The sequence below is a fragment of the Halalkalibacillus halophilus DSM 18494 genome (assembly GCF_000423105.1).
In the GTDB taxonomy this organism is placed as follows: Bacteria; Bacillota; Bacilli; order Bacillales; family Alkalibacillaceae; genus Halalkalibacillus; species Halalkalibacillus halophilus.
In genome coordinates, this window is sequence record NZ_AUHI01000008.1 from 108,535 (window position 1) to 129,503 (window position 20,969).

The following is a 20,969-nucleotide window of genomic DNA, read 5'->3' on the forward strand; positions in this document are numbered from 1 at the left end:
TAATATTTCGTAGCACTTTTACATAAAAAAGTGCCCCTATTCTTGAATTTACACGTTCAGAATAGGAGGCATAGATAGACCTATATATTAGTGAGCAAATTAAAGGCCTACTAACCCTATTCTGAACAAAGATAAATTACCACCTCAAAAAGCCCTTCTTATAAGGGTGGATAATTATAGTCATTTGTTCTTTAAAATAGGATTAGTACTTCATTGGCCTAATGTTCACCTGCTTTCCATTAATTAACTGTAATTTTATTTATTTATCTCCACAATGTCAACTGGTAAATAGATTCCAATCATTTTCAGTAGAATGCTAGTAATTACATACAACACATTTATTATTTATAGGAAAAACTGGTGCCAATTCAGTGGTAAATTACCCCTTACTAAAAAGATTAACATTTTCAATATCAGGAAGCTTTCTTAATACTGAATTGCTTAACCATACCAAACTGAAGACCACCATTGAAATGCTACAAACCATAACAGGTAAAACTGGTGTAAATGTCTCCCCTATTGCTCCTCCAACCAATGCACCGAGGGGAATACCTAACGAGGCCATGCTTGTTAAAACCGTAATAACTCTTCCAATGTATTCCGTCTCCACCTGTTGTTGAATAGAGGAGAAGACAAGTATGTTAAGGATTCCGATAGAGATCGCTCCTAAACTGAATAAAATGAGGGAAGCTATAAAAGGTAAAGTGGCTGTCCCCATCCACATAACTCCGGAAGCTAAGTAAGCGATAATCATTAACTTTCCAAAATCTATATGCTTAATTTTGGGGGTGATGAGCGTGCCAATCATAATACCTATTGATAGTGATGCTAAATAAAACCCGTACGCTGCTTCTAAACCGTCACCTTTTATAAGCGAGAAGGCAGGTAAATTAGTCGTCATGATTGCCATAGCTATATTGATAAATACGATCGAACCAATCATTTTAGGAATTAAAGATTCGCTTATATATGTAAATCCTGCTTTTAAGTCGTTTTTGTATCCTGTAATAGCTGTACGCATTGAAGAAGATTTTTCTCTTTCAATAGTTGGTTGCTTAAAGTTGAAGAAGATATAGAGAATCGATACTAATAATATACAACTAGCAGTAATCCCTATAGCTGGGACAGCCCCGATCAACGTCACTAAAATACCAGCCACAGCTATAAACACAATATCCATCGCTTCTCGAATGGTTTGTAAGTATGTATTTGCTTCCACAACATAACCTTTACCAACAATTACGGGTAAAATAGTTGATTCAATAGGGTATGTATACTGGCTAAATAAACTTGCAATAAATAAGATTACAATGACATACCAGACATCGGTTCCGACAGTATAATGCAATAGCGGAATCGTAAATAATATCATCGCTTTAATCAAGTTACTATAAACTAAACCATTTTTATATTTAGCATAGTTAGCTAAAGGAGCAATTAAAAATGCCAGTGTACTTGCTAAAGAAATGGCAAATACCGCGAAACCAGAATACAACACACTCCCACTTAAGTTAAGAACAAGTAACATCCCAGCAATTAAGAAAATTCCACTTCCAATACTGTTAATAAGAACACCTGTCATCAAAATTAAAAAGTTCCTTTCAACTACAAATGGTTTCACCTTTATCATTCACCTTCCTCCTCTTTGTATTCCTTAATTTGATATTCGACAGTATATGGCGATTGTTCTTCTGAATCTTTTTCTTTAAAAGATAGGTGACCGTATTTAAAGAGGAGTTCATGTAGTTCTTCACTAAACTGTTCAAGAAGTTTTTGAGACAGATAGATGTTTACAGACCTTCCATCAACATAATCCTTTTTCTGATCTGGATTCTCAAAGTTTATTGCTTTTGCTCTATAATACTTTTCAACAACACCCTTGTCCGTATTTACACTTTCAACCTCCAGTATGTCGTGCTTCATAAGCTGTTGAATATGATAGTAAATCGTACCAGGATTCTTCCCTAATAAATCAGCTGTTTGCTTCGGTGTCATTGCTTGCTCAAAAAGCAAGGCAATTATATTTGACCGAAGCGGATTTGAAATCACCTTTTGTTGCTCCCAATTGATCTCCATAGTCGTGGATCTAACTAAATCTTTTCTGTCCATGCGATCACCTTCTTCATATAGATTGATTTATATTTTTAAATCGATTTATAAATCCAAATCATTATTTATATATACTTTACATTTATTTCAATAAAAGTGCAACTAGTTTCAAGAAAATTAATTGATTTAAACTTTTTCCTCTTTCTATCAGACGTTAATTTTCTCTATCAGTCGTTAGACACTTTCTATCAGTCGTTAATTTCCTCTATCAGTCGTTAGACACTTTCTATCAGTTGTTAAATTCCTCTATCAATCGTTAGACTTTCTAGAAAGGTATTAAATACCAGATATTGAAACTTATGATACACTGAGGCTATCTTAGTTAAGTAGGATTAGGAGGATAAAAATGAAGAAATTCATATTAACTCTGTTTATTATTGCTATAGGTTTTATGGTGTCCGGCTGTAATTTCTTCGAAGATCAAATTAACTCTGAAGAGCAAAGCCCGACATTTGAAGTGGATGGTCAAACCATGCACGGAGTAGAAGAAGAGTTCGGGATCGTTAAACAAAATGGTAAAGAAAATGAACCAGAGTTTATCGCTAGTGATCAAGGGAGACTTTATCGTGTTTATTTTTGGAGTGACAATGATTTAGTAGGAAAAACTTATAGTATGGAGGCTACACATACAGAAAGCGGAACGACAAAAGAGTTATATGAATGGGGAATTGATCCTAATGATAATACATCCCTCCCCGGGGATACGCACAGTGGTGCTAAATTTGGATTCGATGAAGACGATGCTGGATTATGGCAAATTGATGTGAAGGTTGAAAATGAACTTTATACTAGCTTCATAATTGAAGTAGAGGAACCTTAATGAAGACAATAAAATAAAAAAAGAAAGAGCACATTCGTTTGAAATGTGCTCTTTTTAGCTATATAGTAATGAACTTACTTAATCGAATTTTTATAGTAAATAAGATTGTCCGTCCACTCACCGAACTCAAAGATGAATTTTTCTCTTGTACATTCATACTTCAATCCAACACTCTTAGCTAAATTGATAGAAGCTTCGTTATCTAAATTAATATGTGCTTCTAACCGATGGAATTTCAAATCATTAAATCCTATAGTCAGTCCTTTTCTTACAGCTTCCTTACCGTACCCCATTCCCCAATACTGGTTATGAATAGAGTAGCCGAGTCTTCCCCATTGAAAGTCCTCTCTTTCTAATGTTGAAAAATCGACCATACCTAAATGTGTACCATCTTCTTTTCTAAACACTCCAAATACATATGCGGTATCAGCATGGGCTAACTTCCGATGTTTATGAACCAAACCTTCAAACCAATCTTTCGTGCATTCGCTCATATCCATTTTCCCTTGATCGTGACGATGCTTGGATGGATATCGATTGGAGAATTCTTTATACCAATTTTCATAATCAGTGTTTTTCAGCGGCCTGATTACTAGTCTTTCCGTCTCAGTAACCAGTTCAAAATTTTCCTCTTTTACTGTCAATATAACATCTCCTTAGGCTTTTTTCGTTCCTGCTAACAACATATAAGTTATGAATCTCTTTTATTGTTTTTGCCATAAGCCATCACACCCTTCATTTAGTAATGAAACATTTATGTACTTAAATTCTTTAGTTGATTTAATTTCCATATATTATATCATAGAAATATGGAAAAAATAGTTTAAATAATGTGTGGTGGTAGCCAATGAAATGGAAACTTAGAATACCGATGATCCTGTTTATATTTGGCTTCGTTTCAGGAATCTATCAATATTACTCAAGCATATTCATCACTGAAAATTATCTACTAAACAGTATTCAGTTCTTAACTTCAGTAGGAATTCCTATATACATACTTGAGAAAACGAAAATTAACGAAAAGAAAGTAAGCGTCGCGATTGGGTTGACACTGATCCTTGCAGGAGTAATATTTGATTATGTAATGGTAAAGAGTTAATTTAGCTTTGATTTTTAAAAAGGAGTGGTCTAATGTCAGAAACCTATGTATATGGAGGCGTGGCTAATCTTTTCAAAGGGATTGAAGCTGTTGGTGGAGATTTATATTTAACGAACCATGCTCTCATACATCGCCCACATAAAATGAATATCCAATCTGGTGAGACTAAGATTGATTTGAGCAATATTACTGAAGTTACCACCAGAAACACATTTTTTATTGTTCCAAACGGCCTTCATGTAAAAACAACAGATGGAAAATCATACAAACTAGTAGTTAAAGACCGTGATAGTTGGATGGATAAAATTAATTCACTTAGAAAAACTCAATAAACATATAAATGCAAAGCATAAAAATAGAGCATCAAGTCGCCCACACAACTTGATGCTCTTTCTATTCATCTTAAAATTTAGTTCTTCACAGTCCCTGCGTCCGCCGGGCTCACACCATGGCGATAATAATCGATCTCAATCGGAGCAAGCGGCTTCTTCCCTTGAATTAAGTCTGCTGCTTTTTCTGCAAGCATTAAGACAGGTGCGTGGATGTTACCGTTTGTCACGTATGGCATTGCCGAAGCATCTGCCACGCGTAAGTTTTCCACCCCATGAACTTTCATTGTTTCTGGATCAACCACTGCCATTGGGTCTGTTGCTGGTCCCATTTTTGCTGTACAAGATGGGTGAAGTGCTGTTTCTGCATCTTTTGCTACCCAGTCTAGGATTTCTTCGTCTGTTTGAACAGCTGTTCCAGGTGAAATTTCTCCACCGTTATATGGTGCCATGGAAGGTTGGTCCATGATTTCTCGTGAAATACGAACTGCTTCAATCCACTCGCGGCGATCTTGTTCGGTGGATAAGTAGTTGTACACCATACTTGGATGTTCTTTTGGATCTTTCGACTTAATCTTAAGTGATCCGCGTGCATCGGAATACATTGGTCCAACGTGAACTTGGAAACCGTGCTTCGTGTCGGCTTTCTTACCGTCATAACGAACGGCCACAGGTAAGAAGTGGAACATCAAGTTCGGATATTCTACATCTTCATTGGAACGGACGAATCCGCCACCTTCAAAGTGGTTAGTAGCGGCTGCACCTTTACGACCTAGTAACCACTGCAGGCCAATCCAAGGCATTTTTGCATAATTTAAGTTTGGCTGTTCCGATACAGGTTTGGAACACTTATATTGGATATACGTTTCCAAGTGGTCCTGTAAGTTTTCGCCTACACCAGGTAGATCAACAACTGGTTCAATGTCTAAAGAACGTAAATGTTCTGCATTACCAACACCTGAAAGTTGAAGCAGTTGCGGAGTATTAATTGCACCACCTGCAAGAACGACTTCTCCAGCATTCACTTGATAGGTTTTTCCACCTTTTGTATACGTCACACCAGTTGCACGTTTCCCATCAAAATTCACACTTGAAACGAACGCACCTGTTGTTACCGTGAGATTTTCACGATTCATCACTGGGTGAAGATACGCACGAGAAGCGGACAAACGTCTACCATTATATACATGCTTATCAAACGGACCGAATCCTTCTTGGCGATACCCGTTCACGTCTGGCGTACGAGAATATCCAGCTTCTACTGCCGAATCAAAGAACGCTTCAAATAAAGGATTCTTAGCCGGGCCGCGCTCCAATTTAAGCGGACCATCATGACCACGGAATTCGTCATCCTTTTCAGAAGCTAGCGCACTCTCCATTTTCTTAAAATACGGAAGACAGCTGGCAAAGTTCCAATTTTCCATCCCATCATCAGCACCCCAACGTTCATAATCCAAGGGGTTACCACGTTGGAAAATCATACCGTTTATTGAGCTAGATCCACCAAGAACTTTTCCTCGCGCATGAGGGATCCGACGTCCTCCCATATAAGGTTCTGGATCTGATTCATAACTCCAGTCATAAAAACGATTACCAGAAGGAAACATCAACGCTGCTGGCATCTGAATTAATAGATCCCAAGCATAATCTTTACGCCCCGCTTCTAATACAAGCACGCTCTTCTCTCCGTCTTCACTTAAACGGTTGCCGAGGATTGAACCAGCACTTCCGCCCCCAACAACTACGTAATCATATGTTTCTGTCATGATAAAAACCTCCTTAAAATATGAAAGCATGCAAAAGAGAAGATTCTTCCATCCTCACTTGCAATTATTTTGTTAAATTATTTTTTAACGTATTTAATGATTTTAATATACCATACCCACCTTATGATGTAAACCGACCTAAAATGTTTCTCTTAAATTAAGATAATGGCATTATAAAAAACTCGCATTCCGAAGAATACGAGTGCTCCGTTTTATAATAAAACAGGAAATGTTTAAGACGAACTACTCGATGCAACCGAAGCAGCTCCAACAGCTGCAATGACAGCTGAATCTACAGCCTGGACTGCTTCAGAAACAGATTTCGAAACTACTTGACTGTTCATAATTTCTTTAACACGCTTCTTCGCTTCTTTTCTTTCTTCACGTGAAAATAACTTTGGTAATAGGTTACTTGTCTTTAATAACCCAACTAATAAAACCGTCCGAGGATCCTCTACACTTTCGATGTCATCCGTAAATACAGCTTCACGAACTTCCTCCCTCAATAGCTCAACTTCACTACTTTTCTCAATTGGGTAACGTCGCACAGGAAATAGCCCTATAAAACGATAACTCTCATTCCGTAATATCCCCTTCTCCGTCAAGGTAGCATAAGTTTCATCTAATAAGCGATTACTAGCCAGTTTCTCTACCCAATACTTCGCCTTACGTTCCTTCTTTGCCTTCATCATTTTTTGAAGTGCATCATCGAAAATCCCTGTTCCAGTTGGCTCTGAGTTTTTCACAGTTAATTTCTTCTTACGGATATCAATCCTGTCAAGCAATGCTAGTTCCATTAAAATGGCACCTGCAATATTTAGGTTTATCTTAGATCCTACGTCCATTGGTAAGGAGCCTTTATCGCGTTTTGTTCCTAATAACAATATTCGTTCCTGAATATACATAGAATCACCTCCCGAAAAACCGCTTAGTATATTAGTTGATTAAATAATAACACAGTCTACGGATCAATTATACGAACATTCAGAAAATATAGAGTGGATTTTTCTGAATATCATAAACAAAGGCCACCCACTAGTTATATCGACTAATGAGTAACCTTTATTGTCGCAACATGTAAATGCAATTAGTAGTAACTAGTCTCTAATTTAACCCACCTATTACAGTCCAACTTGATCAACAGCATATGTTGCATGCTCCAAACTAAATCCTTCAAAAGTAAGTTGATCAATTAAACCCGATCTGGAAAAAGAACTGTAATCAAGGTATTGTTGTGCCATCATAATTGCTTGTTCTTGCCAGTCTACCGAAATATTTTCTACACCATAGCTTGCATCTGCAGCACTGAAACCTTCAAATTCTAATTGCTCGATCAATCCTGATTTAGAAAATGCACTGTAATTGATATATTGATTCGCCATATCAACCGCCTGCTCTTGCCAATTGACAGAGATATTCTCCGCACCATAAGTTGCATCTGCTGTACTAAAACCTTCAAATTCTAACTGATCAATCAATCCAGATTTTGAGAAAGCACTATAATTAATGTACTGTTTTGCCATAGACACAGCCTGTTCTTCTGAAACAGTTCCACTTGCTGATTCCGCTTCTTTTTGTTCTTCCTCTTTCGCTTTACGTTCCTCTTCTTCTTTCTTCGCTTCTTCTTCCTTCTTCGCCTGTTCCTCTGCCTCTTTAGCTTCTTGTTCTTCCTGTTCTTTCTTGGCTAGTTCTTCTGCTTCTTTTTCTTCTTGCTCTTTTTGTGCCTGTTCTTCTGCTTCTTGCTCTTCTTTCTCTTTCTGGGCTTGTTCCTCTGCTTCTTGTTCCTCTTGTTCTTTCTGTGCCTGTTCTTCCGCTTCTTGCTCTTCCTTCTCTTTCTGTGCTTGTTCTTCCGCTTCCTGTTCTTCTTTTTCTCTTTGAGCTTCTTCTTCCGCTTCTTCTTCAGCCTTCTCTTCAGCCTCTTCTTCTGCAGCAGCTTCTGAGCGAACATCATCTGCCACTTGTGTTCCTCCACCTAATGCGCTTGCAATAAGTGAGAAAACTACAAGGGCAAGTAAAAAGCTACCCGACACCGCCAAGTTACGTGACCTACTAGCTTTACCTTTCATAAAGGCTAAGATGATGTAAACTACCATACCAGCAAAAGCCGTCAACATTAAAATAGATAAGAGAGTTTGTAAAAATCCTTCCGTTGATCCAGAAATCAGTACTAAAACCGATAATGCGTACAAGCACCCTCCTGACTTCGCAAAATTCCTGACCCTGTTTTCCTTACCCTTTACAAAAGCAAAAATCAAATAAGTAATCATTCCTGCAAATGCCGCAAGTATTAAAATCGTTAAGAAAGCGTCCACTAAATACCCTCCTCTTATTAAATTTTATACAACTAATACTATTATACCATTTAATGCACTATAATTTTCTATTTAATTCCTAATTTATAAAATATTTTGAATAATAGTGCTTAGTGAAATGCTTTGATGATAGGACAATCTTAATTTGGAGGAATATTTTGATGTGATGGTTTCAGAAGCGTACACTGGTTGGAGCATATTCAATCAAGTCATTTCGACCCTAAATCAGATCTTTATTTTACAGAAGTTGAAGAATTGATAACCTATCTAGTCAACTAGTCGCCTCATCGTCTATTTGCCCTTATCCAGAGTAAGACTCGCTTAGCTTTAGCATAATGAAATAACACTTCACCTTCATCCGCACTCTCAAGTCCAGATGGTAGTAGATTGGAAGTTTGAAAACTAGCTTCCACTTCTTGGACATCCCATGGTAGGTGGTGAATCTCAACTTCCACGAGAAACCTACCTTTTACTGCCCAAGCGTAATACCTCTCAAATAGCCAGGCATCAAGAGTGTCTTCTTCTGGGATCCATATAGAAGAATTCGGGCAATACGAACTCTTAAAACTAGCTCCATTCCTTCCCCGTCGCTGACTTTCGTAACTAAATGTATCTCCATCCTTAAGCATACTCATCTTGGCATAATAGTAGGGAAGAGTAGCACTTCTTGCCCCAATAACTGCAAGAATTTTATCCGCATCTAAGCTAAAGAAATATATACCATGCACACCATTTAGTTTCACATAGGTCCGTACATTTAACTCAAGGTAAGAATGTAAATAAGGAATCGAAGACGTGCCTCTAAGATGCATATCAGTGACTTCAAACGGAATGATCGTCACCCATGCATCACCCTGAAAACAATCAAGTTCCAGTCCATCTGGAATACATTCTTTAATCGCTTCTTTTTTAACGGGATAATGAATAAACAGTAGGTTCTCCCACCGTTGACTCATAAGCCATTTGCCAGGTGATAAGCTGTTGTGACGATGCGCTGTATGGTTAAGCAGTTTGTCGTACATCCTCTCACTCCTAAATAAGCTTTTACGAATTTACTTCCCTGAATGTAAACGATTTATACTTTTGATCAAAAACAAAAAAGGAAAATATCTTTACTACATATTATCTAGTTTTCAAAATTATATGGTATACTTTAGGAAAGTTGTATGTAAATTTTTACTAAATGATTTGGAGGGACAACATTGAAAACTGGACGCCTTAAAGATACGATACTATTTTTCGGTTTGTTGAGTTTTATTGTTATAGATTTAATAGGTTCGATTTATATTTCCGGTAAACTCACTGGTAATGATGTTTGGAGTTATCTGTTCGACTTAACAATCGACTTCAACACTTGGAAGGATATACTGAATAAATAATGGAATTCTTTTTCAAATAAATCACCCTTCCCAAAATAAATGGGAAAGGTCTCTTTATATATAGGGGGTATTATGAAGCGAGAGATAATATAAAATTATTCTCTCATAAGTAAATGATAACGTACTTATGAATCTATAACGTTTGATATTGTGAAAATAGTGTGATAAATCTGCATATTTTGAAGTGTTCTATTCTCATACATATCCTAAAATTCCACTCCAATTAGTAAAACCCAATTCCTATAATAGGAATTGGGCACCATACTCTATCTATCCGGGGAAGGGAATCTTGCTGCGGCAAAGAACGGAGTATTAAACCCTGGAGTAAAGGATAGTAACTCTCCAGCAATGGAACTTTCCATATAGATTTCGACCTGATCTCCTGCTTCAAGGTTAAGAATGGTAGAAACTTGTGCTGCATTTGAATTCTCTACACCTGTGCCCCAAAAATCATTGTCTGCTGCTTCATAAGGATTGCCATTGATTCTAATGTCGACACGCACCCGATAATCGGTATCAAAGTTTTCAGGAGCAAAGGAAATTTGTCCCTGAATTAAATAAACCCCATCTCTTCTTGGGATAAAAACGGAGTTATTAGAATTATATTCACCTCTTAAGTCAAACTGCTCTTCTTGATAGAAAACCTTAATCACTTCATCGACTGGGACAGCTACAGATTCTGTAGATACCGCACGGAAAGCTGAGGATCTCGTAGAAGTACTATCAACTCCAGATCCATCCACTCCAATATTAATCGTCGGATTCCCGATGTTAGACAGCTTATCTATTTGACCTTGTGCTTGACCTTGTGCTTGAGCTTGACCAGAGTTTTGTCCGCACCGTCTATGATTCACTTGATCTCTTAATTTTATAAATCGGCATTGTTTACAAGAACAGTTAGGGAAATGTTTATGACCATATCCACTCATTGTGTTCACCTGCCTTTTATATTTTACTAAGTGGAAATTCCACCTTGTCTAAGTTATGTAATAGATTTTAAAAGGGAAGGGTTTTCAAACTACTAAACTGCTAAAAACATAAAAAAGAGGCATCCCACATTGATAGAATTAGTGAGATGCCTTAAGTAGATTGGTTATACCGCTATTCCCTTATCAGTACAGGTAAAATTTGATAGGACTCCCCATAAATTTCATCGTCCCATATAAGTTGAGCAACTATATTATAGCGTCCTTCCGTTTCTAACATTGGAAAGGTATCTCCAAAAATCAATGTTTCACTATGTGTTTCTACGAGCTCATCGGATGCTGAATAATACATAATGTTAATTTCATCGGGATTGCCTATTCTTGGATCATCCACCACTCGAAAGCTCATGCTGGTTTCGTGTCCTGGCGGGAATGTACGGGTATGTGCTCCTACTACAACTTCACTTGGATCATTTGGGTTTACTTCACACTTCTCTCCACTAGATGCCCAACAATGTTTATCCCTCAATAGTGTGTAACCTTCATTTTTCCCACTATGACTAAATCCAATATCAGGTGGTGATATATGGCTGGCAATTTGCTCTTCTGTCTCTTCAGGTGATTCTTCTTCACTTGTACAGGCTGTCATTAGAAATAATCCAATACATACAATTAGAATGTATCTCATAATTCCTCCTCATTTACTAAATTTTCTTAATTTTACCATACAAGGAAGTTTTATTGAAGCAGATTTTTGATAATATCGAAATGTTAAAAACATTAATTGATTGTATCTAATCATTAATAAAAAAGCTTTGAGAAACTATTGGACAAGTTTTTACCACCCCCCTAAATAATACATTAAATTACAAAAATAGAAGGAAGATATAGGTTCTTGTCGAAATGTTTATGAAGAAGGAGGTGTTCTAATGAAATCATTGATAAAATTTGAATCGTTAAAAATTATTAAATCAAAATATTTTCTATCATTGATCACCCTAATTACGGTTATCCTTTGCTCTTATTATAGTTACAACTATGTACATACATTAACTATTGATGACTTAATCCAAGATATTAGAACTAAATTAGAAATGGAAGAAGAAAGTTTAGCGGCTTATGAAGAAGAGATTGATGAAGGAAATATAAGTGAAAATAACATGGAAGTGGAGAACATCTTAACCCGAATCGAATTTGATACTGAAAAATTACAGGGCTACCTTGATAAAGACTGGGAACGAGTCACCACCGCTGAGTATCAGAGGGCCGCTGAAGAGAAGGAACGAAATGACAACATTTATTCTTGGCCGACCGAATTTACTAGTGAAGCACGCTATGAAGAGAATAAATGGCTAGCTGACCATCAACTCCGTCCCGTCTTTCCTATACATTATTGGTCAACCTTAACCATATATGATGAAGCCTTTGATAGTGCGGTTATTGAAGAATCTGTGCGCGAGTCCAGTAACAAACATTCCGGAAACTCCCTTTACTTCTTATACAATTCCTACAATGTTGGCTTTGGAATCGTTGGTGTTGCCTTTCTTCTTTTCCTTTTCGGGGACATTATCACAAAGGAAAGCATGGGTCGGAATGGGACGATAAACTTTCTAACTACGCAACCTCATTCTCATCTTAAGATCATTACTTCTAAGTTTTTGACGCTCATGATGGTAACGATTGGACTACTTATATCGCTAACGTTTATAGGGATTATTCTTGGCATTGTGTTTGATTATTTTGGTAAATGGATGTACCCAGTGCTGATCTATCAACCGGAGCTGTCCATGTCGTTTATACCAATGGGGCTTTACTTACTCTATTGCGTCATTCTATTTTTATTCGTCGTCCTATTCAGTTACTCATTGATGTTTTTATTCAGTGTAATCACGAACAGAACCTCGATGGCTTTAGGATTGACGCTTGTCACGCTCATCTTAGGGATGCAACTGAACGAAACAATTCGGGAAACGGCATTCGCTGCGTATTACCCGTTTACGTATATCGATGTTGAAAAAATTATCTCGCATGAATGGGCAGCATTACATGACAATTTTGAACTCACTTTGCACAATGGCGTGATTACTTTACTCCTTTCAACGATCCTGATCATGACCTTAACCATCAAATTATTTTTAAAGAAAATAAATGAATGAGGTGTTTAAATGATTATTCATGTTGACAATGTTAAGAAAAAGTATAAGAAGGAATGGGTTTTAAAAGGTATTAATATGAAGGTGGAAGAACCTAACATCATAGCGTTAGTCGGGCCAAACGGTTCAGGGAAAACCACCCTTCTCAATTGCATGACAAATATTCTAAAACTCGATGAAGGATCGATTACATTACTAGATCAACCACATACCGATACATCCATTTTCAAGGAAGTCTCTTATTTGCAAGACAACCGAATCTTATATGGTCATTTAACTGCTTATGATCACTTAAAGTTCATTTGTGATGTCCAGAAAATTCCTTATAAGAAGATTAAGGAAGTGACAGATCGGGTGGGCATGTCCAGTTATGTAAAAAGGCGCGTCCAGAACTTTTCACTAGGGATGAAGCAACACCTATTACTCGCAATGGCAATCATCAATCAACCCAAAATCTTATTAATGGATGAGCCGTTAAACGGTTTAGATCCTACAAGTGCGATTAATATGAGAGAAATATTGCTTCAATTATATGAGGAAGGCACGACGATTTTTGTTTCTTCTCATAACTTAGATGAGATTGATCGGCTCACGCATAATATCCATTTCATGAAAGACGGAGCTTTGTTAAAAGAATCGTTAAAAGATATGGATTCAGTTACGTATTCTATCAAAACAAATGACGATGATCAGGCTAACCTTTTGCTCAAAGAGAACGCCTTTGACGTCCAACTGCAAAAGAATCGAGGAATCACCTTTTCTGAACGTGATGTCTCGCTTCAGCATGTCATGAAGCTCTTGCATGATCACGATTTTACGATTATTTCGGTTGATAACAAGGTTGAAGGAGCGGAAAAAAGATACCGAGAGTTGTTTGAAGAGGGATCTGTATGAGGTTATTAATATTTGAGTTGAAGAAAATCCTATTGACGAAAAAGTTCATAGCCATTTGTCTGTTAATCATCGCCGGGATCACGTTTTTATTTTTTCGAAACTATATTTCTCAAGACTTTGCTCATGGTCAAATCGCAGCTGAGTACAATGAATATGTAAACGTTCATGAACAAAGAGCCAATTACTATGAAGCCATCATGGAGAACCCAAGTGATGACATACTAGGAGATTTAGAGCAACTAGAAGAACAGCAAGAATTAAATGAAACAGCCTTAGAGACTTCCAATCAATTACTCAGTCAACTCGACACAAGTGAGTGGCAAGAACGCCTACAATTAGAAAATCAATATTATCAAGAAGTTGAAGAATACAAATACGCAAACGGTGATCATCCACTCACGTTTGAAGAAATCAATCGATCCAGGGCTTTAAACACAAAATTACTCGATGAAGATATTGCTCCCCAGTACGCCAATTACAGCATAGCGACACCCAATTTTATGATGCAAGTCATGCAGATTTTTATCACTTTTACAGCCATTGCCTTAATCCTTTTATTTATTGCAGACATATTAACCCGGGAGTTTGAAGAAGGGTCCATCCACTTCTTAATTACCCAACCCATTAAACGCCACACCATCGTCTTAAATAAATTTATTGGAGGCGTCGTGATTTATGCAATTGTCATACTGCTCGTCACGATTACGCCCTATACACTTGGTCTGATCTTTGGAAATCCAGGAACCTTTTCCTATCCCGTTGTTGTAGAAAATAATGGCGTAATTGACTTCATTACCATTCAACACTATTTAATGACATCAACCATATTAATCACAGTCTTCAGCGTGTTTTGTATAACCTTGTATTTATTTTATAGCTTAATCTTCAGACAAACTCTAATAGCTTTATTCGCTTTTATGGCCACTATGTTAGTCGGATACTTGATTAATACACTTACTGCCGGAACGTTTTGGGCATGGGTTAATCCGCTTCAGAACATGTTACCAGAACAGATGATATTGGTTCAAAATAGCCATGAGTGGTACATGGCAATACCGGTGACATTGGTGGTTATTGTGGTTCTACATGTTGTTATGGTCGGTAGGGTTAGACGGTTGAAGGTTGGTTAGGATCGGGTGCGGGAAAAGAATTCAGAGCATTCCCGTTTCATAGGTGGTGAGAAACTATTAGTCTCACCACCATTTGGAAACATGAACAAATTCTTGTAGTATGTTACCTTAGTAGGAACATGTTTACATATAAGAAGGATAAAATGTCTACTGAAAAAAGATCAAATGTAAGTAGTTTAGGATTAGCTTCATTCATACTCGGCATTATGTCACTAGGACTTCTTATGCCCAGCTCTTTTTTTGCTACAGCCATTGGGTTAATAGCCGTAGTTTTAGGGGTTGTTAGCTTAGTTATCTCAAAAGAGGTTAATAAAGTTTTCCCTTCTATTGGGTTAATAACTGGATTGGTAGCGCCTGTAATTCTGTTAGTTTTATTTATAAATTTCTAGTGATAAAAACTATAAAAGGGAAGGGTGAGCATGTGCCTTCAATGGTTATGAATATACACACCAACCCAAAGGCGGATCCTATTAGCTACTCGGGAGCAAAGAGTACACATATGTATCATATGCCTTTCCGTCTTGATACATATAATTTTTAAGAAGACCCTCCTTTTGAAACCCCACTTTAGAAAGCAGGTGATTAGAAGCTGTGTTTTCTTTAAATACAATAGCTCCAACACGGGTAAGCCCTAATTCCTCAAAGCCAAAGTGTATTACCTTTAACAAGGCCTCAGATGTATATCCTTTTCTCCACTGATCAGGGTGAATCTCATAACCAATCTCTGCTCGCCTATGTTTAGGCGTCCACGCATTGAAACCGATTGTTCCTATTATTCCAGGACTCCCTTTTCTTTCGATTCCCCAGCGTATTCCCCTCTTTTCTTTGTAACTTCTTTCGAAGAAATCCACGATCGCTTCTGCTTGGTCTATACTTTCTAACATTTCTTGTCCATAATATTTCGTTACTTTATGATTAGAAAAGCAAGCGAATATACCTTCTGCATCGTTTTTTGTAATTTCTCTTAGTAATAATCTATCAGTTTCTAACGTAGGAATCATAATATTTCCACCCTTATAGGTTGTTTTGTAAAAATTGATGCCACTTATGCAACTTTTACAATAGTTACCCCGTTAATATACTAAATTTCTTTACCATGACTTATCAAATATTCTTCTAAATTTGGAGTCTGATTATATTTAATCGCGGCCTGCTCATCCTTTTTAATAATGGCTTCAGTTAAATCTATACCATTTAAGCTAGCAATCGCCACTGTGTAATGAATAACGTCAACTAACTCTTTCTCTAAAGAAGCAGTGTTTGAAGTTTCTTTTCGACCTTCTAGCTGGTTAAGAACCTCTGCGACCTCGCCAATTTCTTCTACAAGTTTCATAAACAGAGCCGATGAAGATCTACCTTCTTTATACTTTAGTTTTAAATAGCTTTGTAAATCATGGAATGATAATTGCTTCATATGTATTCTCCGTTCTCTGTTTCTAGTAGTTTTTTATCTAATCGCTACAATTCACCTACTAGTTCTTCAACCTTCTTTAAAATAAAACCTTTATTAATATCATCGTTGGAATCATCTTTAAAATTGATTTTCGAGAGTATTTGACCAAAATTCTCATATCTTAGTTTTTCTGACTCAGTTAAGTCATTAGTTTCCTTGAAAGGTTCAACCGGCTCGTATGTTTGCAAGTAAACTTGTAAATCGATCAGCGCAGTTAGTTCAGCTTGTGAAAGCATATTTGTTTCAGCGCCGACATTCATACTTGTAATAAGCGCCCAAAATAAATCTTCCATTTTCGTTGTCACTAAAGTAGGGTTAGACCAATCATCCTCAGTTTGATCTGTAATCAATTCTTCTAATTGAGAGATATTCCTGTAAACATCAACAAGTACTCGCTCGTTGACATAACCTAACTTAGAATATCCCCACCACACCGTCCCTATGAGTAATACATTCAAAACCATTGAGATTACAAGAAACATTTTTACTTTATCCCTCAAAAAAATTCACCACCAGTTTCAAGTACTCGTATGCTCTTCTACTTACACAGTTTAGATTACATTCTCGTTATTTAGGTCTTCCCTCACCTTTTTTTTCGTATGTTCATAAAGACTCTATTTAAAACACTGTATACTAAAGTGAAAGGCATCAATATCCAAATAGTAAACAAGACAACTGGATTATTTATATCAAGGAAGTTTAATCGAATTAAAAGAATCATACTAACACTAATAACTGCTGTAATGATGACTACATTGTCAAAGATTTTTTTCATTTGAACTTACTCCTATTTTTATATTACCGTTAAAACATTCTCTGGCTTATAAACGTAAATAGCATTCATTTGGACAATCTATAAACGATTACAAAGCAATCAATATCAGTTTTACTAAGTATCTTAATAAGGTTTTTGATTCGCCTTTTTATGTCGTCTATATTTTATCTCTTTACGTACCGAATGTATTATAAGTGTTGGTATCAATACCCAAATTGCGACGCCTAAGAATTGGAGGTCGGCTTCAAAGAAATTGAATGTCGCAAGACCTACGAGAACTGCACAAATAATTATAATAAGAATAAAAATGCTGTCTAATGATAATTTCATCCGAACCCTCCAAATAAAATAGTTTTACTGCAAACAAGCAATCTAAAGTTAGTTAGCAATTAAAGCAATTTATAATCTTATCTTATTTTATCGAAGTAATCTAAGCTCTTAAAGTTCACCTCAGTATTTAACCCCCGTATTACCGAGTTAAACTCCCCAAGACCCAACGGACCTGTTACCTCTTCATCCTGAATTTTTATAATCCAGTAACGATATTCGCCTTCATTCAGTTGCTGCTTTGCGAAAAGATGAGTGTCATCCCAATCTAATTCAACTACCTTTGAAGGTACGATGTTTGTTGCTGGAAACTCCTTTTCTCCTATTGGTACAGAAATCCCTATGTTCTGAGGGTTCGACCTCACCAATTGAAGCTCGCCTGGTAAATCAATGGTATAATCATTAACCCCAGGACAACCTGCGAGAAATATGGAGAAACATATTAGTATTATGCTTAAGCGTTTTATCAAATGTACTTCCTCCGATTAGGACTTTTAGTGACCGATATAAATAGTTACTCATTAGATCAATCACTAATGAGTAACTTCTTCATTGTTGGACCATTCACCTTTAATCCTTAGTAATATATTTAAATAGTTTGTAGTCAACAGGGTTTTCTAGCACCATATCCATATGAACAACAGGAATCTCCTTACCATTCTTATCATTCATCGTAGCTTCTACTGCTGTGTCTTTCTCTGGTAGGGCTTTTCCTAGATAGTAAAAGTCTTTGCCTTCATCATCATCTTTTTTTATAAAAATATGTAGATCAATATCCTTATTCTCAGCTTCAATAATATTCTGGACCTCGTGAGACCTTAACGAACGATTACTTCTGGTATACCATCTTAATAAGTCTGGACTCATCAGTTCGTCCCCGTAATCTACACTCGATTCTACATCATCTTGCTTGTGATAAGTGATAAAAATAGGACAAGTTCCGTGCTTAATCTTATAACCATACATAGTCGAACTTTCGTCGTTACCCCAATTTAATAGTTTACAGGCATCTTTTCTCGAGTATTTTTCGTACAAAGTAAATGGTTGATTCTGAGTGTATTTATTAGCCTTTTCTTTAGCAGTATGAATAACATCGATCACTAGTACCTTAAAGAAATCATTATTGGCTACTGCTTGGGCAAAGTTATCATTTAATTTATAGTGACCATTACTAATCGAAATAAACGATTTGTTTCCAAATTTCTTCGAATCTGTTTGCGTATAAAATGACAAGGAGAGGAGGTTTTCAACTGAATTTAATGTTCCCTCATCTATATTACAACCCAGATCACTCAGCTCAGCCTCATATTCTCTTTTGGACATATCACCATTATTAATAAGCTGCTCCAATAATTCAATCTCATGCAACCTTTTGCCTTGCAAGATTTCTTTTGATAACATGGTTAGAATTTTATATTCTTCCTGGCTAATAGAAGGAAGATCTTTTTCCCCAACTTTGAATAAGAATTCATAGCAGTTATCATATTTTTCAGCAATGACAGTAGGATCTATAGAGTTATTTCTTAGAAAGTCATAAAAGAATGGTACTCTTCCTATCTTATTTTTTAATTGCTTAAACTCTTCTCTTAACATTTTTGCTTTGGAAAGGTTCTCACTATCGATTGATTGGTATATTCTTTTCTTAGCGATCTCTTCAAAGTTGATCGTCGAAACACCATTAAGATAACTAGTATCAACCGTTTTCCGACGAATATTGTCTTTATTTTGAGAGTGATCACCTGAAAGCGCTACAGGGATCAGATAATTCTTTTTATAGTTTCCAATAAAATCAATCACAGTGACAAACTCTTTAGAATCGTGTTTCCGTAATCCCCTTCCAAGTTGCTGCACAAAAATGATGCTCGATTCTGTTTGCCTTAGCATGACGACTTGATTAATACTCGGTATATCTATACCTTCATTGAAGATATCTACAGTTAGAATATAATCTAGCTCATCATTCTCTAATCTTTGTACGCATTCTGATCTAAAGTCTTGTGAATGATCACCCGTTAATGCTACCGTCTTTAAGCCATGTGAATTTAAAGACTCGGATAATTTTTCTGCTTCATCTTTTCTACTACAAAACATCAGTCCCCTAATAGATTGACCGGAATATCCATAGTATTTCACCTTATCCAATATGTGTTCTACTCTTTCCTTGTTCACTAGCTTTGATAGCGTACTCGTTTCATCTACTGTTGCTCCACCTATTTCATAATCAGTGACCCCAAAGTAGTGAAATGGACATAACATATCTTCCTCTAGAGCCTCTTGTAACCTAATCTCATACGCAATGTTGTAATCAAACAATTCGTATATATTAAAATCATCTGTTCTCTCAGGTGTTGCCGTCATTCCCATAAAAAACTCTGGATTAAAATGATCAATAACCTTCTGGTAAGACTGAGCCCCTGCTTTATGAACTTCATCGATAATAATATAGTCAAAAGCATCCGCATTGATTTGGCTTAACGTTTCATCTTTAGAGATGGTTTGAATCGTCGCAAATAAATATTTAGCATTCAGATCTTTGTTACTTCCTGTTAAAAAACCAAACTCGCTTTCGATTCCTCCAAGTACTTGCATGTAGTCACGTTTAGCTTTATGTAGTATTTGTTCCCGGTGAACGATGAACAACATTCTCTTAGGGTTAAAACGTCTGACATCGAAAGCAGATAGATACGTTTTTCCTGTCCCTGTAGCTGAAACTACAAGCCCTTTATCGTGTCCCTCATCTCTTACTGCTTGAATCTCACTAAGTGCCGCTTCTTGCATCTTATTTGGTTTAATGTTGAGTGAATCTTCGAGGGAATTGATTTTATATTGCTCTGGTATTTCCACAACATTTTCTATGTATTCTCTAGGTTCTAATGGTTTGTATACAGATTCATAATAACTAATCCATTCATCTGTAAGAGGTTGTGAAGAATTCCAAACTTCTTGGAACTGTCTTTTGAAATGATGAATAACCTCTCCATTATTATGGGAGGTTAACTTGATATTCCACTCATGATTTACCTTCAAGGCATGGGCTGTAAGGTTAGAGCTCCCTACAATCAATGAATGATAAGAATCGTGTTCAAATATGTAACCTTTCGAATGAAAACCTTCGATTGACGTCATTCTTACTTCTACATTTGTGATTTTTAATAACTCTCTAAACACCTTAGGTTGGTTAAAGTTTAAAAACGTAGAAGTTAATATTTTCCCTTTAATTCCTCTTCTTTTTAAATCTAGTAGAATCGCCTTTAGTGTCGCAAGTCCACTCTCTGTGATAAAGGCAACGGAAAAGATAAACGTATTGCACCGTTCGAGCTCCTCGAGAAAGGTAGATAAAACATTTTCACTCTTATTTCTGTTGTTTACTAATAGCTGAGGTTCGTATTTTCCAGTACTTTTCGTATGATGATCTATAAAACCCTTCCTTAAAGAGTTTTCAAGGTCATTTACTAATAAGTTGTTATTCAAGTTAATCTACCTCCTCTTTGAAGAAT

General features: G+C 36.5%; 22 protein-coding genes. 8 read left to right on the forward strand and 14 right to left on the reverse strand.

The genetic code is table 11. The features are described from left to right. Window positions 1-379: 379 nt before the first annotated feature. Window positions 380-1,630, reverse strand: a complete 1,251-nt coding sequence (locus G532_RS0106255) for an MFS transporter (RefSeq protein ID WP_027964031.1) — start codon at window positions 1,628-1,630, stop codon at window positions 380-382. Continuing rightward, entirely contained in the window at window positions 1,627-2,109 is a 483-nt protein-coding gene (locus tag G532_RS0106260) for an ArsR/SmtB family transcription factor (protein ID WP_027964032.1), read from the reverse strand. The genes G532_RS0106255 and G532_RS0106260 overlap by 4 nt, the downstream gene beginning before the upstream one ends. Window positions 2,110-2,455: 346 nt before the next feature. Here G532_RS0106260 and G532_RS0106265 point away from each other — a divergent pair, with 346 nt between their 5' ends. After that, on the forward strand, window positions 2,456-2,929 hold the full coding sequence (locus G532_RS0106265; protein WP_027964033.1) for a hypothetical protein: 474 nt from the start codon (window positions 2,456-2,458) through the stop codon (window positions 2,927-2,929). A gap of 74 nt (window positions 2,930-3,003) precedes the next feature. Here G532_RS0106265 and G532_RS0106270 read toward each other — a convergent pair whose 3' ends face one another. Further along, window positions 3,004-3,573: a GNAT family N-acetyltransferase gene (locus G532_RS0106270; RefSeq protein WP_027964034.1), complete on the reverse strand. Its 570-nt coding sequence runs from the start codon at window positions 3,571-3,573 to the stop codon at window positions 3,004-3,006. A 203-nt stretch (window positions 3,574-3,776) separates the two neighbouring features. Between G532_RS0106270 and G532_RS14880 the strand changes: the two genes are divergently transcribed. Together G532_RS14880 and G532_RS0106280 are read left to right on the forward strand one after the other, a co-directional pair. Continuing rightward, the gene (locus tag G532_RS14880) at window positions 3,777-4,028 is read left to right on the forward strand and encodes a hypothetical protein (protein WP_035512640.1); all 252 of its coding nucleotides are present in this window, start codon (window positions 3,777-3,779) and stop codon (window positions 4,026-4,028) included. A 32-nt stretch (window positions 4,029-4,060) separates the two neighbouring features. Next, the gene (locus tag G532_RS0106280) at window positions 4,061-4,360 is read left to right on the forward strand and encodes a PH domain-containing protein (RefSeq protein WP_027964035.1); all 300 of its coding nucleotides are present in this window, start codon (window positions 4,061-4,063) and stop codon (window positions 4,358-4,360) included. Window positions 4,361-4,437: 77 nt separating this feature from the next. Here the strand turns inward: G532_RS0106280 and betA are convergent, their stop codons facing one another. The 4 genes from betA to G532_RS0106300 all read right to left on the reverse strand — a co-directional run bounded on the left by betA (window position 4,438) and on the right by G532_RS0106300 (window position 9,457). Beyond that, window positions 4,438-6,123, reverse strand: a complete 1,686-nt coding sequence (gene betA / locus G532_RS0106285; protein ID WP_027964036.1) for a choline dehydrogenase — start codon at window positions 6,121-6,123, stop codon at window positions 4,438-4,440. A 233-nt stretch (window positions 6,124-6,356) separates the two neighbouring features. After that, window positions 6,357-7,028 (reverse strand): GOLPH3/VPS74 family protein, encoded by a 672-nt coding sequence (locus G532_RS0106290; protein WP_027964037.1) that lies wholly within the window; start codon window positions 7,026-7,028, stop codon window positions 6,357-6,359. Window positions 7,029-7,244: 216 nt separating this feature from the next. Continuing rightward, window positions 7,245-8,435 carry an Ltp family lipoprotein gene (locus tag G532_RS15615; RefSeq protein WP_051189085.1) on the reverse strand — a complete coding sequence of 397 codons (1,191 nt, stop codon included), beginning with the start codon at window positions 8,433-8,435 and terminating at the stop codon, window positions 7,245-7,247. A 284-nt stretch (window positions 8,436-8,719) separates the two neighbouring features. Continuing rightward, window positions 8,720-9,457 (reverse strand): YqjF family protein, encoded by a 738-nt coding sequence (locus tag G532_RS0106300; protein WP_035512642.1) that lies wholly within the window; start codon window positions 9,455-9,457, stop codon window positions 8,720-8,722. Window positions 9,458-9,637: 180 nt separating this feature from the next. On the opposite strand from G532_RS0106300, the gene G532_RS16035 reads away from it, so the two are divergent. Then, window positions 9,638-9,814 carry a hypothetical protein gene (locus tag G532_RS16035; protein ID WP_156882551.1) on the forward strand — a complete coding sequence of 59 codons (177 nt, stop codon included), beginning with the start codon at window positions 9,638-9,640 and terminating at the stop codon, window positions 9,812-9,814. Window positions 9,815-10,080: 266 nt separating this feature from the next. Here the strand turns inward: G532_RS16035 and G532_RS0106310 are convergent, their stop codons facing one another. Together G532_RS0106310 and G532_RS0106315 are read right to left on the reverse strand one after the other, a co-directional pair. Then, the gene (locus G532_RS0106310) at window positions 10,081-10,743 is read right to left on the reverse strand and encodes a hypothetical protein (RefSeq protein ID WP_245570117.1); all 663 of its coding nucleotides are present in this window, start codon (window positions 10,741-10,743) and stop codon (window positions 10,081-10,083) included. A gap of 172 nt (window positions 10,744-10,915) precedes the next feature. Next, window positions 10,916-11,428: a hypothetical protein gene (locus tag G532_RS0106315; RefSeq protein WP_027964040.1), complete on the reverse strand. Its 513-nt coding sequence runs from the start codon at window positions 11,426-11,428 to the stop codon at window positions 10,916-10,918. A gap of 241 nt (window positions 11,429-11,669) precedes the next feature. Here G532_RS0106315 and G532_RS0106320 point away from each other — a divergent pair, with 241 nt between their 5' ends. The 4 genes from G532_RS0106320 to G532_RS0106335 all read left to right on the forward strand — a co-directional run bounded on the left by G532_RS0106320 (window position 11,670) and on the right by G532_RS0106335 (window position 15,306). Continuing rightward, window positions 11,670-12,896, forward strand: coding sequence for an ABC transporter permease subunit (locus G532_RS0106320; RefSeq protein WP_027964041.1), 1,227 nt, complete (start codon window positions 11,670-11,672; stop codon window positions 12,894-12,896). Between the two features lie 9 nt (window positions 12,897-12,905). Next, window positions 12,906-13,787, forward strand: coding sequence for an ABC transporter ATP-binding protein (locus G532_RS0106325; RefSeq protein ID WP_027964042.1), 882 nt, complete (start codon window positions 12,906-12,908; stop codon window positions 13,785-13,787). Continuing rightward, a complete protein-coding gene (locus G532_RS0106330; protein WP_027964043.1) occupies window positions 13,784-14,917 on the forward strand; it encodes an ABC transporter permease in 1,134 nt (377 codons plus the stop codon). The genes G532_RS0106325 and G532_RS0106330 overlap by 4 nt, the downstream gene beginning before the upstream one ends. A gap of 143 nt (window positions 14,918-15,060) precedes the next feature. Then, complete coding sequence (locus tag G532_RS0106335) at window positions 15,061-15,306, forward strand: hypothetical protein (RefSeq protein WP_027964044.1); 246 nt, start codon at window positions 15,061-15,063, stop codon at window positions 15,304-15,306. An 81-nt stretch (window positions 15,307-15,387) separates the two neighbouring features. Here the strand turns inward: G532_RS0106335 and G532_RS0106340 are convergent, their stop codons facing one another. The 5 genes from G532_RS0106340 to G532_RS0106370 all read right to left on the reverse strand — a co-directional run bounded on the left by G532_RS0106340 (window position 15,388) and on the right by G532_RS0106370 (window position 20,943). After that, a complete protein-coding gene (locus G532_RS0106340; RefSeq protein WP_027964045.1) occupies window positions 15,388-15,918 on the reverse strand; it encodes a GNAT family N-acetyltransferase in 531 nt (176 codons plus the stop codon). 80 nt (window positions 15,919-15,998) lie between these two features. Then, window positions 15,999-16,331 carry a MazG nucleotide pyrophosphohydrolase domain-containing protein gene (locus G532_RS0106345; protein WP_027964046.1) on the reverse strand — a complete coding sequence of 111 codons (333 nt, stop codon included), beginning with the start codon at window positions 16,329-16,331 and terminating at the stop codon, window positions 15,999-16,001. 44 nt (window positions 16,332-16,375) lie between these two features. Next, complete coding sequence (locus tag G532_RS0106350) at window positions 16,376-16,852, reverse strand: hypothetical protein (protein WP_156882552.1); 477 nt, start codon at window positions 16,850-16,852, stop codon at window positions 16,376-16,378. Window positions 16,853-17,552: 700 nt separating this feature from the next. Further along, window positions 17,553-17,942 (reverse strand): DUF3997 domain-containing protein, encoded by a 390-nt coding sequence (locus tag G532_RS0106365; protein ID WP_027964050.1) that lies wholly within the window; start codon window positions 17,940-17,942, stop codon window positions 17,553-17,555. A gap of 100 nt (window positions 17,943-18,042) precedes the next feature. After that, on the reverse strand, window positions 18,043-20,943 hold the full coding sequence (locus tag G532_RS0106370) for a DEAD/DEAH box helicase (protein ID WP_035512644.1): 2,901 nt from the start codon (window positions 20,941-20,943) through the stop codon (window positions 18,043-18,045). Window positions 20,944-20,969 lie beyond the last annotated feature (26 nt).